This window comes from Vibrio splendidus (assembly GCF_024347615.1).
In the GTDB taxonomy this organism is placed as follows: Bacteria; Pseudomonadota; Gammaproteobacteria; order Enterobacterales; family Vibrionaceae; genus Vibrio; species Vibrio splendidus.
Genome location: NZ_AP025509.1, coordinates 498,957 through 512,097 on the forward strand (window position 1 = coordinate 498,957; position 13,141 = coordinate 512,097).

The 13,141-nt window shown below is 43.8% G+C and carries 10 protein-coding genes; 7 read left to right on the top strand and 3 right to left on the bottom strand.

Features of this window, described 5'->3' with window-relative positions; all coding sequences use genetic code 11:
* The first annotated feature begins 77 nt into the window (after positions 1–77).
* The gene (locus OCU90_RS19505; protein ID WP_029224226.1) at positions 78–803 is read left to right on the top strand and encodes an HAD-IA family hydrolase; all 726 of its coding nucleotides are present in this window, start codon (positions 78–80) and stop codon (positions 801–803) included.
* 490 nt (positions 804–1,293) lie between these two features.
* Here OCU90_RS19505 and OCU90_RS19510 read toward each other — a convergent pair whose 3' ends face one another.
* Positions 1,294–2,718: a methyl-accepting chemotaxis protein gene (locus OCU90_RS19510; protein WP_061022958.1), complete on the bottom strand. Its 1,425-nt coding sequence runs from the start codon at positions 2,716–2,718 to the stop codon at positions 1,294–1,296.
* A gap of 148 nt (positions 2,719–2,866) precedes the next feature.
* On the bottom strand, positions 2,867–4,090 hold the full coding sequence (locus tag OCU90_RS19515) for an aromatic amino acid transport family protein (RefSeq protein WP_004730902.1): 1,224 nt from the start codon (positions 4,088–4,090) through the stop codon (positions 2,867–2,869).
* A 446-nt stretch (positions 4,091–4,536) separates the two neighbouring features.
* Here OCU90_RS19515 and OCU90_RS19520 point away from each other — a divergent pair, with 446 nt between their 5' ends.
* From OCU90_RS19520 to OCU90_RS19530, 3 genes are all read left to right on the top strand, one after another.
* A complete protein-coding gene (locus OCU90_RS19520) occupies positions 4,537–4,665 on the top strand; it encodes a hypothetical protein (protein ID WP_004730901.1) in 129 nt (42 codons plus the stop codon).
* A gap of 174 nt (positions 4,666–4,839) precedes the next feature.
* A complete protein-coding gene (locus OCU90_RS19525) occupies positions 4,840–5,451 on the top strand; it encodes an acyl carrier protein phosphodiesterase (protein WP_017081131.1) in 612 nt (203 codons plus the stop codon).
* 57 nt (positions 5,452–5,508) lie between these two features.
* Positions 5,509–6,780 carry a DEAD/DEAH box helicase gene (locus tag OCU90_RS19530; protein WP_017082286.1) on the top strand — a complete coding sequence of 424 codons (1,272 nt, stop codon included), beginning with the start codon at positions 5,509–5,511 and terminating at the stop codon, positions 6,778–6,780.
* 127 nt (positions 6,781–6,907) lie between these two features.
* Here OCU90_RS19530 and OCU90_RS19535 read toward each other — a convergent pair whose 3' ends face one another.
* Positions 6,908–7,648, bottom strand: coding sequence for a TetR/AcrR family transcriptional regulator (locus OCU90_RS19535; RefSeq protein WP_017081129.1), 741 nt, complete (start codon positions 7,646–7,648; stop codon positions 6,908–6,910).
* Positions 7,649–7,798: 150 nt separating this feature from the next.
* Here OCU90_RS19535 and OCU90_RS19540 point away from each other — a divergent pair, with 150 nt between their 5' ends.
* Genes OCU90_RS19540 through OCU90_RS19550 form a run of 3 tightly spaced genes read left to right on the top strand, consistent with a single transcriptional unit; the run spans position 7,799 to position 12,998 of the window.
* A complete protein-coding gene (locus OCU90_RS19540) occupies positions 7,799–8,887 on the top strand; it encodes an efflux RND transporter periplasmic adaptor subunit (RefSeq protein ID WP_061022956.1) in 1,089 nt (362 codons plus the stop codon).
* Positions 8,887–9,942 (top strand): efflux RND transporter periplasmic adaptor subunit, encoded by a 1,056-nt coding sequence (locus OCU90_RS19545; RefSeq protein WP_061022954.1) that lies wholly within the window; start codon positions 8,887–8,889, stop codon positions 9,940–9,942. Before OCU90_RS19540 ends, OCU90_RS19545 begins: the two co-directional genes overlap by 1 nt.
* Positions 9,939–12,998 carry an efflux RND transporter permease subunit gene (locus OCU90_RS19550; RefSeq protein ID WP_061022952.1) on the top strand — a complete coding sequence of 1,020 codons (3,060 nt, stop codon included), beginning with the start codon at positions 9,939–9,941 and terminating at the stop codon, positions 12,996–12,998. Before OCU90_RS19545 ends, OCU90_RS19550 begins: the two co-directional genes overlap by 4 nt.
* Positions 12,999–13,141: the final 143 nt, after the last annotated feature.

The following is a 13,141-nucleotide window of genomic DNA, read 5'->3' on the forward strand; positions in this document are numbered from 1 at the left end:
AACTGTTATCTTAATCATCCCGCGCATTGAAAGAACACTATAGGATAAAACTTGAATTCAATGCGAGTGAGAGAGCTATGCGGTTAGAACAGACTAAATGTGTAATTTTCGATTGTGATGGAACACTCATCGATAGCGAAAAGCTGTGTTGCCAAGCCTTGGTGAATGTATTCACCGGCTTTGGGGCGGAGCTAAACGTTAATGACTGCTATGCGCACTTTCAAGGTGGAAAGCTGGCCGATATCTTAATGGATACACAAGAACGTTTAGGGCTATCTATCTCGATTGATACGCTTGAGCCGTTATATCGTATTGAATTAGAAGCTTTGTTCCAACGTCATTTAAAGCCGATGGATGGTGCCATCGAGCTCATTGAATTCCTAAAGCGACAGGACATCGAATTTTGTATCGCTTCTAATGCGCCTAAGTCTCGGGTTGAATCTTCATTGGCAATGACAGGAATGCTCGATGACTTTAAAGGTAAAGTGTTTTCAGCTTTTGATGCCAACAGCTGGAAGCCTGAACCTGACCTGATTATGTATACAGCCATGAATATGGGCTTTTTACCCAATGAGTGTATCTATGTGGACGATACTTTGAAAGGAATTGAAGCGGGTGTTCGTGCGGGTATTCAATCATTCCGATTGCGCCCAAGTATTAATGAATCAATCGTAGATCCCGAAGCCGACTCATCAGAGGTAGCGGCTCAGGATATCTACAGTTTGGAAGAGATTTCGGTTTGGATTAATGGCAAGCACTGCTCAAGTGGTGGAATACCGAACCCTGCAGCTTTGGTGGGGTAGAGCCTAACTGAAGGCTGACTACCTTACTAAATTGTTTAGTGTGAAAACCGCAAGATGCACAAGTAAATTTTTCTCCACTTTCTGAGAGTAGATATTCGTCGTGTTGGCATAAAGGGCATGTAATGTCGTCGGTGTTTGGTGTTTCTGTTTTATTCATTATGTGTCACCTGCAGCAAGAGGGTAAGCGAAAAAAGACCCGTTTAATTAGATTACCCCTAAGCTCGAATATTAGACAGTTTTGACACTTGATAATCTCGCCTTTGCGACTTGCTTCATGGTAATGATAATCTCATCGTTAAAGACCATGTTTTTCCTGTTGTTATTAAGGGAAGCTGTTATTAACGGAAGTTGTTATTAGTGAAAGTTGCTATTAACGGGCGTTGCTATTAGCGGACGTTGCTATTAACGAACGTCGATAAAAAAGGACTCATGATGAGTCCTTTTTAGTTTCGCTGAATTTAACTTGGTCAGCCTAAGTGATCACTCAAATCTAAGTGCGGTATCTTGCCAAAGTTTTAGACAAAGAAACTGATGCGTCTGTCAGTGTTGACACGCCATTTGAAGAGTTTTGAGCCACTTCTTTAATCACATCGGATTGACTGCGAATATCGTTAAGCTCAGCTGCGATGGTGTTCGCTACGTTGCTTTGCTCGTCCGCTGAGGTTGCAATCTGAATACTCATATCCATTAGCGCTTGAGCGGAGTCAGCAATCGAGTTTACATCGTCCCCAATGTTTGAAATCAGTTGGCTGCTAGTTTGCGCTTGATCGACCGTTTGCTCGGTGATCTTAGCGATATTTTGGCTCTCTTGCTGTAAGCGTTCAATCATCGCTTGGATTTCAACCGTAGCCGACTGAGTGCGACTTGCAAGCGTTCGTACTTCATCAGCAACAACAGCGAAACCACGGCCTTGTTCACCCGCACGAGCAGCTTCGATCGCCGCGTTCAGTGCAAGCAAGTTAGTTTGCTCTGAGATTGCGTTGATCGTCGTGATCACTTCATTAATTTGGCTAGTGTTCACATTCAAGCTGGTAACTGAAGATGAGGTTTGCTCAATCAAAGAAGAGAGTGTGGTGATCTCTGAGATGGCTTGTTGAACTTTCGTATGGCTGTCGTTGATTTGCTGCGCGTCTTGTTCAGTTTGTTCAGTTGAACGTGCTGAAATGTTAGAGACTTCATTGGCTGAAGCCGTCATCTGATCCATGGCAGTAGCAACAGAGTCTAGAGACGCATTCTGGCTCATAATTTGTGTTTCACTGCGCTTCATCTCTGCTTCGAAAGAAGCCGATGTTTCACTCAGCGTTGCTGCACTGTGGTTTACGTTGTTGACTAACTCACTAAGCGTGTCCATTGAACGGTCAAGCGCACAACCAATCGTGCCGAACTCGTCTCGGCCAGGGTGGAAACCAAGGCGTGATGTTAAGTCGCCATCACCAATCTTTTGAGTCGTTGAGTAAAGCACCCACAGTGCGCCGCCTAGGAAAGTCGCTACCCAGTAACAGAAAAGACCAAAAGGCACACACCACAAAAAGCTCAGTAATAAAGTGTACAGTGCTTGCTGCTTTTGATTCTGCGTATCGAGATTTGAAACGGTAAGAGAGTAGTAATTACCATCTTGTGCAATGGCTGTTGCTGTAACTGGACCATTCTTCAATATGGTTGTTTCTTGAGGACGTGTTTGTTGGCTAACTGAACGAACGGAAGCTGGGGAATCTGACGCTGATAAAATGCCTTGCAATTGATATTCAACCTGCTGTTTTGCACTCGCGTCAATTTGTTCCATATTGTTGACGTAGTTGAGGCCAGCGAGGCTTGCCACAGCGACAAAAAAGATAAAGAAAATGACCCAAAACTTGTCGTTGATAGACATTTTAATAAACAGTTTGTCTATCGTTCGAAATTGTACTTCTTTCATAAAAACTCCACGGTAAATCCTTTACCGTGGACTCTAAATAACCGACCTCAATAAAAATGTGATGCCAATCGACTAATTGTGAAAATTAATGATACCAACATATCGTTTATGAGACATCTATCAAGTATTTTTGTTCTCTATGGGTTTATTAGCCCAGAGAAGGCAATAGCCCTACTGAAATAAGGATTTGAATCGCAATGATAAAAACGCCTACGCTGCCAACTAAAAACAACGCTTTACTTCCACCGAGCACTTGGTAAGTCGCTTCTGTACCTTGAGGTTCTACAGAGAAATCCGTGTAACGAATCTTGTATACCATCACTGTCGGCAGCAAAATTGCGAGCACTGAAAGTGCTATGGCTGCGTAGCCCAGAGCTGTAATGAAACCCTGTGGGTAGAACAAGGCAAAACCTAATGGCGGTAAGAAAGTGATAGCGGCCGTTTTAACGCGTTTTGCACTGCCTAGTTTCTTGCTCAGTGAATCCCCCATGAATTCAAATAACCCCAAGCTCACACCAATAAAAGAAGTCAGCAGTGCAAGGTCTGCGAATACGCCAACGATAACGCTAAGGTTTGATTGATGAACGGTTTGTGACAATGAGACTAACAGTGCGCCCAAACTTGTATCCGACAAAAGCTGCTCTTGGCTAATCACACCTAGAGTCACACTCTGCCAGAAAACATAGATGACCAAAGGGAGTGCAGAGCCAATAATCATGACCTTACGTAGAGAGCGAACGTCACCATCTAGGTATCGAACAATTGAAGGGATGCTGCCGTGGAAGCCAAAAGAGGTAAACACGACTGGGATTGCTGCAACAATCAGCCCTTGCTGTAAAGGCATGCTCATTAGGTATTGAGAGGTGATGTTTGGTGCTAGGAAGCTGAGTACCAGTACCATCGCAATCAGTTTAAGTCCGAATAAAACGCGGTTAACTTTATCAACACTGTGCGTACCAATCGTCACAACGCCAGCAACTAACAGTGTGAATAGAAGGGTTGTGATTTGGCCATTAAGCTCAATGCCTGAAATATCCGAGATACGTTGATTAAACTGCGCACCACCGCCTGCAATATAAGCTGCACACAGAGCGTAGAAAAGGAACATAACTGCAAAGCTAGCGATCCACTTACCTTTTGTCCCTAAAATTTTGTCAGCTAGCGTGTGTAGGGTTGCGTCAGAATCAGCGAATTGATGTAGTTCTACCATTAACAATGCAGTAAAGGCCATTAGAGCCCATAAGCCAAGCATTAGAAAAAGTGAGGTTGAAAAGCCAATACCTGCAGAAGCAAGTGGAAGAGCGAGCATGCCAGCACCAATAGTGGTGCCTGCAATGATCAAAGTACTACCAAAAACCTTTGATTTATTCATTGTATATAATTCTTTACGTTAGGGTGTGTTTTCATTGTAATTCTTCTAGCTTAAGCGCATAAACCCAAAGAATATCTCGATTTTTAAGTATTCTGATTGAGTTTAATTCCAAATGCAATGTCTAATGTAATTAAAAATATCCACTGTAAACTATATTTTACGATTGGTGAGTTGGAAGCGCTCAAATGCCCGAAGCAAACGTTTGACCATGATCTGCTTCAAAATTTGTAGAGTAATTTGTTGTACTTGGTGTAAGGTGACAGTACATATGTCGTTCGCGTATACCCCTTTAGCGTAAACAAGCGCTAATGATCGCGAGTAGCTTCAAGCTATAAATATGGAATGGGTAGAGTAGAGTGCGTTCATCAAAGTGACATAATATAAGTCCAAGATGGTGCACTAGTTAATCGGACATCATGTCCGCATCAAGGAATAGAGGGGGCACTATGAGTGACCAATCTTTTAATGACGAAAGTCTTGAGTTGTTAGATGCCATGGAAATTGGCATTGATTTATCTGACTACGAGCAGGCGGTTAAACAATTAGCAGAAGAACTTTTTAAGTCTTCGAACTAGGTTTTACCTGAACTAAAGGTTTCTGTAGTTCAACGTTCTCAAATTAGACAATTCTTAAACTGAGCAAATCTCATTCGCTCACACGTCATAACAAAACTATCCTCATTAAAGTTCGCGAAGATAAACGAGTACGTTTACCATGTTACTTAGTTCTCGATACTTTAATGAGGTTCAATGAACTTTCTCGCACACCTCCACATCGCTCAACACTGTAAAAGTAACTTAGCTGGTAATCTGTTAGGTGACTTCGTTAAAGGCGACCCTAATAAACACTATTCAACCTCGCTTTCAGACGGAATAAGACTTCATCGATTCGTGGATAGTTACACAGACCGTCACGATGTATCCCGATCGGCAAAATCGCTTTTTTTAGACCAAACGCGTCGCTTTGCGCCTATTGCACTGGATGTATTTTGGGATCACTGCTTAGCCAATCATTGGACTCAGTTCTCGCAGCAGACGTTAGAGCATTTTTGTTTCGATAGTCATCAACAGATCTTTGCACATCAAGAGCCACACTGGCCTGAGAACTTCATTACGATTCATCAAAAGATGGCAGAACAACGTTGGCTGGAAAGCTATCAAGACATGTCTTCCATAGAAGTTGTATTGCAACGTATGGCGTTGAGAAGGCCCAAGCTAGGGATGCTCAAAAATTGTTACGACGACCTCGAACGTCACTATGATACGTTGCAGTGTCACTTTAATGAGCTGTATCCCAACGTTTTAGAAGAAGCGAAGCAGTTTAATGCACTTCAAATGAAGAAAAATCAAAAGGAAAGGTAAACAGCGTAATGCAGGTTTGCTACAATCCGCGCCTATTTAATCTTTGAGCATCATACTATGTCTGAATCTACCCAATCTTTTAACCAACTAGGATTGTCTGAGCAACTTCTTACAACGCTATCAGAGCTAAACTTTACGGCTCCGACTAGTGTTCAAGAACAAGCTATTCCATTGGTACTGGAAGGCAAAGATGTACTGGCTGGTGCGCAAACGGGTACCGGTAAAACCGCGGCGTTTGGTTTGCCGATTATTCAAAGATTAATCGAGACTAAAGACAATGTTATTCCGAACCCTAAGCTCGTTCGTGCACTTGTGTTAGTGCCAACGCGTGAATTGGCACAACAGGTGTTTGATAACGTAACGAGTTATGCGAAAGGCACCGATATTAAAGTTGTGGTGGCTTACGGCGGCGTTAGCATGAAGGTTCAAACCGATAACTTACGTGGAGGCGCCGACATTCTTGTAGCGACGCCTGGTCGTCTTATTGACCATATGTTCACCAAGAACATTATGTTAAGCCAAACGGAAGTGCTGGTATTAGACGAAGCAGACCGCATGCTAGATATGGGCTTCATGCCTGACATCAAACGCATTCTTTCTCGCATGAACGACGTACGTCAGACGCTGTTCTTCTCTGCGACGTTCGACAATAAAATTAAAGCGCTTGCACATCGAATGATGCAGTCACCAAGCGAAATTCAAGTTACGCCAAAAAACAGCACCGCTGACACCGTTACCCAGATGGTTTATCCGGTTGATAAATCGCGTAAAAGTGAACTATTGGCTTATTTGATTGGCTCAAAAAACTGGCAACAAGTGTTGGTGTTCACGAAAACTAAGCAGGGTACTGATGCTCTAGTTAAAGAGCTTAAGTTAGACGGCATCAAAGCGGCATCAATCAATGGTGATAAGAGCCAAGGTGCGCGCCAAAAAGCACTGGACGATTTCAAATCAGGCAAGGTGAGAGCGTTGATTGCAACCGACGTGGCAGCTCGTGGTATTGATATCCAGCAGCTAGAACAAGTTGTGAACTATGACATGCCATTTAAAGCTGAAGATTACGTCCACCGCATCGGACGTACTGGCCGCGCAGGTAATACCGGTTTAGCGATTTCTTTGATGAGTCAGGATGAAGCGTACCTATTGGGTGACATTGAACGCTTACTTGATACTCGCTTGCCTCAAGAGTGGCTAGAGGGCTTTGAACCAAGTCTAGAAAAAGATGTAGCCCCCGATCGCGGTGGTCGCAGTAAAAGTCGTTCATCAGAAAAACGTAAGATCAAAGCGAAGCTTAAGATTCACCAAAACCGCGGTAAAGCACGTCGCTAACAAGCTGGACAAAGCTCCAGTTTAAAGATCTATACATATAAAAATGCGCCGTTACAGTTGGTTCTGTAACGGCGCATTTTTGTTTTAAGTAAATCAACTTACGACCAAGGAAAATAAAAACACTGGATTAATGATGTTCTTGATTGCACTTCCATACACAGGGCACTTCATAAATTAGCTCTTCTAGGCTAGTTGGGTTTAGCACCCATTGGTCTTCTATTCTAAACTTGCTGACCATCTGCGTGTTGAAAAGCTGCCAATGCTTAAGTAGGGCATCTTCGGGCGAGGTGACCATATCGCCTTCATTCCAAGTGCTCTCCATGAAGGGAGTTAGGCATACCGCTCCGTGCGCATACATGATCATTTGCCACTTAATCTCATAAATGTTGATCAAATTCTCTGGATTCGCATCGTTATATTGTTCAGCTAACATGTTGATTTCTTTTTCGACATCGCCAACATTGTCGATAAAATAATCGACCAAGTTGTCTTTTTGGCGAACAGAGTCAGTGATAAGTTGCATCGGTTTTCGTGAGTGAATCATGTTGCTAAAAAGGCGCATACTAAATAAATAGATAGTAATGTTTGGTGCGACGCCTTTTGGTAACTCTTCTACTATCTTAGCAATATAAGACTGAAAATAGGCGTGTAAACAATCGCTTATCGCATGCCAGATTTTTTCTTTGCTGCCAAAGTGGTGGCGAATAAGGCTATGCGATACACCTGCTTTCTCACTGATGTTACGAAGCGAAACGCTATCATAACCATGCTCACAGAACATATCCGCAGCAACACCCATGATCAAAAATCTCGTCTCTTCAGCGTCTTTTGCGCTTCTTCTGCCTTGTTTCTTTTCAGTCATCTTCATTTCACACATTTACCTGATTACCACATTCTACACTGTTTTTACTCAAATAAAAAATACTGCACAGGTGGAAAGTAAAGCTTGTGGATTACGGGATTTTGAATATACTGCCCACCTGTGTAATAAATCATAATAATTAAATGGAGAGACATCATGCAGTCCAATTTGTCTATCAATGCCATATCGAGCAAGCGCATGGGAGCTGTAATTACAGCACTATTGCTCGCAGGCTCTTTGACCGGATGTAATAAGGTTCAGTCAGAAGAAACGGTTCAAGTTGTTAAGCCTGTAAAGCTGTTTGAGATTCCTTTGCAGACGGATATCGAGCTTGATAGCTTTATCGCAAAAGTGGATGCAACCGACCGTGCTGCGCTTTCCTTCCAAGTAGGAGGCGACATTGAAACCTTCGATGTTCGTATGGGACAAGAAGTGAATAAAGGTCAGGTGCTCGCCGTATTAGATGCGACGGATTACCGTATTGCGGTTGATGCAGCACAAGCCAAATTTGATCTTGCGAATAGCCAATACAAACAAGCTTCTGAGTTGTACGCGAAAAAGTTAGTCAGTACCGATTACTACGACCAAGCCGTGAACACCTTTACTGCCGCTGACGTTGAGTTGGACCAAGCAAAAACAAACCTTGGCTACACCACCTTAGTTGCTCCATTCGATGGCGTGGTATCGATGGTGTTTGGAAAACAATATCAATTGATCGCAGAAAAGCAGCCTGTACTGAATATTTTGAATCACAGTGAAATGGACGTGACGTTTTCTATTCCAGTATCAAAGCTTGAAGATCGTTCTATTCAAGACCTAACGAGCTCAAACATGTGGGTTGTGATGGATAGCCACCGTGGTATTCGTATCCCGACTCGCTTTAAAGAAATCTCTACACAACCAGATGAAGACACCAACAGCTACCAAGCGGTTGTATCTATCGAAAAGCCGGAAGGCATCAATTTACTTTCTGGGATGACAGCGCAAGTTGAAGTTCAGAAGCATAAATCTGACTACGGTATTGGCATTGTTGATTCAGCTTGGTTAACCAAAGAAGCTGACCATGGTGAGCTATGGCGCTATAACCCTGATTCTCAATTGATTTCTAAAGTACAAGTCCTTCTTGATGAGCAAGGCAAGGTTATTGATGGATTGTCGTCTGGCGACCTTATCGTTGAAGCGGGTGTGGATGTGTTATCCGATGGACAGCAAGTAAAAGCTTGGTTACGTGAGGGCGGTATTTAATGAACCTTTCCAAATTATCAATTGTTGTCGCGTCGGCTATATTGCTTCAAGCCTGTAACAGTGAAGCCGTACACCGTGAACAACCCCCTCTGCTAGTTTCTACCTTTGAAGTTGGCGCGCCGCTGACTGATCAATTCAGAAGTTTTAACGGTCAGGTAATGCCCGCTGAATTGACCCCATTGGCATTTAAGCTCGCAGGCGAAATCCAACAAGTCTTGGTAGAAGCCGGTGACAACGTCGAAAAAGGCCAGCTACTTGCAACCTTAGACAACGCAACGTATCTCCAAGATCTGACTGATGCTAACTCTCAATTCAAACTGGCGAGCAAGCAGTTGGCCCGTGGTACGGAGATGTTTGGTAGCAAGATGTTGTCGCAGTCAGAGTTAGACCAACTAACGGCTAACTATAAGCTGGCATCGGCGAATTTGGCAGCTGCAGAACGCAAGCTAAGTTACACAGAGCTTTTAGCGCCATTTTCCGGGACCGTTTCTACCGTGGACAAGCAACGTTTCGAAAACACGACACCGGGTGAAACACTATTAAGCGTGTACCAGAACGATAAGGTGTATGTACGAATTCAAGTATCAGATTCGATCTTGGCATCGATCAGTCCAGACATGCGTTCAAATAGCTATCGTCCTGAGGCGACCTTTGGCGGTCACACTGGCCAATATCCCCTGACGTATTTGGAGCACACCAGTGAATTGCACCCGCAATCGCGTACTTACGAATTTTGGATGCAGATGCAACAACCTAAAGACGAAATCCTGCCGGGTACCAGCGTTACGGTGAACGTGGATATGGCGAAAGCCGGCTTGAGCGATATTCAAGGCTACCAATTACCAATGACAACTTTAGAAGCGGGTTCTGAAGCGAATCAGTTTTATGTGTGGAAAATGGAAGAAGGACAAGCATTCAAAAGCGAAGTAGAAGTCGACAAGATCAGTGGCCAAGGCGCATTAATCGCTCATGGTGTTGAGCAAGGTGATCGACTCGTAAACTCGAATCTAAGAAAACTCCGTGACGGAATCAAATTGTCAGGAAAAGCAGAATGAACATCGCAGAATATTCAATAAAAAACAAAGTAATCAGCTGGTTATTTCTCGTCATATTGGCCATTGGTGGCGTGACGTCTTTTGGTAATCTATCCCGTTTGGAAGACCCAGCTTTTACTATTAAAGATGCCATGATTATTTCAACTTACCCTGGCGCTACGTCAATGGAAGTTGAAGAAGAGCTGACTTACCCGCTTGAAAAAGAGATAAGACAGCTGCCTTATATCGACAAGATCACTTCGACCTCGTCGAATGGCATGTCTCAAATTATGGTCAGCATGAAGATGGACTACGGTCCAGACGAGCTACCACAAATCTGGGATGAAATGCGCCGTAAGATCAACGATCTACAGCCAACACTACCAAGTGGTGTTAACTCTGTTCAGATCATCGATGATTTTGGTGATGTGTTTGGCGTGATGATCATGTTGACGGGTGATGGATACGATTATGTCGAGCTCAAACAGTATGCTGATTATCTCACACGCGAAATCGAACTGGTTGAAGGCGTAGGCAAGGTAAGTATCGCAGGCGACCAACAAGAGCAATTGTTCGTTGAGATGTCACTTGAGCGTTTAGCGGCGCTGAATCTAGATATGTCGATGGTTACGTCACTGCTATCACAACAAAACAGTGTGGTATCAGCTGGTGAGGTAATGCTCAATGGCCAAAACCTAACCATCAAACCGAATGGCACTTTAAGTACGGTTGAAGAACTAGAAAACTTAATCATTCATGGCCGCGATACAGGTAACTTGATTCGTTTGAAAGATGTCGCTGAGGTAACTCGCGGTATCCAAGAAAAACCGGGCAATGTATTAACTTACAATGGCAAACCAGCAATTAACTTAGGTATTGCGTTCTCTTCAGGCGTAAACGTCGTTGAAATTGGTAACGCGCTTGATGCGGAACTTGATCGCTTAGAAAGCATTAAGCCAGCCGGTGTTGAGTTGAATTACTTCTACAACCAAGCGCAAGAAGTGGACAAGTCCGTTGCTGATTTCTTGATCAGCCTAGTGGAAGCGGTCGCAATTGTTATCATCGTACTTCTGTTCGCGATGGGCTTACGCAGTGGTTTGATCATTGGTTTGGTTCTGCTGCTGACTGTATTCGGTACGTTCATTCTGATGGACTACAACGATGTCGAACTGCACCGTATTTCACTTGGCGCATTGATCATCGCGCTTGGTATGCTGGTGGATAACGCAATTGTTGTCGTTGAAGGTATTCTGGTTGGCCTGAAAAAAGGTAAAACCAAGCTTCAAGCAGCGAAAGACATCGTGACACAAACACAATGGCCACTGTTAGGTGCGACCATTATCGCTATCACAGCGTTTGCACCGATTGGTTTGTCGAAAGATGCAACGGGCGAGTTCATGGGTTCGCTGTTCTGGGTACTGTGTTTCTCACTGTTTTTGAGTTGGGTAACAGCACTAACACTAACGCCATTCCTTGCCGAGATGCTGCTTAAAGAAGAAGACAAGGTTGATGAAAACGTAGACCCTTACAAAGGCATCTTGTTCGTTGTATTTGGTGCGTGCCTGAAAGTAGCTCTTCGATTTAGATGGCTTACTGTAGTAAGTATGGTCGCGCTATTAGCAGTTTCTGTCGTCGGTTTTGGTATGGTGAAGCAGCAGTTCTTCCCGCCATCAAATACGCCAATGTTTTATGTCGACATGTGGATGCCGGAAGGCACTGATGTTCGTGAAACGATCAAGCAGACAGAAAAAGTCGAAAGCTACATTCGTCAACAAGATGACGTGGAGTTTGTGACAACAACGGTTGGGCAGGGTATGCAACGTTTTGCGCTGACATATCAACCAGAGAAAAGTTACGAAGCCTACAGTCAGCTACAAGTTAGAACGACTGACCGTGACACCATGTTCGAAGTCCTAGAAGAGTTAGACAAGGACTTAGCCAACAAATTTGAACAACCTACGTTCCAATTCAAATTGATTGAGTTTGGCCCGTCACCAGCTTCAAAAATCGAGGCTCGTATTAGTGGTGCCGACCCACAAATCTTGCGCAGTATTGCGGTTGAAGTAGAAGATATCTTGTTAGCGGACCCAGGCTCTCGAAATGTTCGTCACGACTGGCGTGAACGTACCAAAGAGCTCGTGCCACTGTTTAACGAATCAAAGGCTCGTCGTCTTGGTATTTCAAAGACGGATCTGTCCGAGACGTTACAGATGGCGTTTGGTGGCTACAACATCGGTTTACTGCGTGATGGTACTCATATGTTGCCTATTGTTGCGCGTTTACCTGAAGCAGAGCGTTTTGATTTTGAATCACTAAACAATGTGAAGATTTGGAGCCCATCGCTGCAAACCTACATTCCAGTTGAACAAGTGATTGATGGTGTAGAGCTTCAATGGTCTGAACCACTGATTCAACGTCGTGATAGAAAACGTACGCTAACCGTACTGGCTGATCACGATGTATTGGGTGATGAAACGCCGGCTAGCTTGTTTGCTCGTGTTAAACCAAAGGTAGAAGCATTAGAGCTACCAGCAGGTTACAACATTAGCTGGGGTGGCGAATACGAAAGTTCGAAAGATGCACAAGAATCTCTATTTGGTTCACTGCCAATGGGTTACTTGTTGATGTTTATCATCACCATGCTTTTGTTTAACTCGCTTCGTAAGCCACTTGTGATTTGGTTTACGGTACCACTTTCTATCATTGGTGTTTCGATTGGTCTGCTAGGGACTAATATGCCATTCAGCTTCACGGCGTTCCTTGGCCTACTGAGCCTAAGCGGCATGATTTTGAAAAACGGTATCGTCCTGCTTGACCAGATCAACACGGAACTCTCAACAGGTAAAGACCCATACCTAGCGGTTGTCGACAGCGCGATCAGTCGTGTGCGACCGGTATCTATGGCAGCACTAACAACTATCTTGGGCATGATTCCCTTGGTATTCGATGCATTTTTCGGCTCGATGGCGATTACCATCATGGCAGGCTTAGGCTTTGCTACCGTACTAACGCTAATAGTAGTACCAGTGATGTTCGCTATTCTATATAGAATCAAACCGTCCACTGCGGGTTATTAGGGAATGATATAAAACAGATTCTTTTAAGCCAGCCCAGTCAAATTCGACTGGGCTTTTTTATTCGTGTTGTCCCGTCATGAAATGTGTTAACACATGAGAGTGGCAAGCGGATACGAATAGGGAAGTATTAAAAAAGCCGCTAA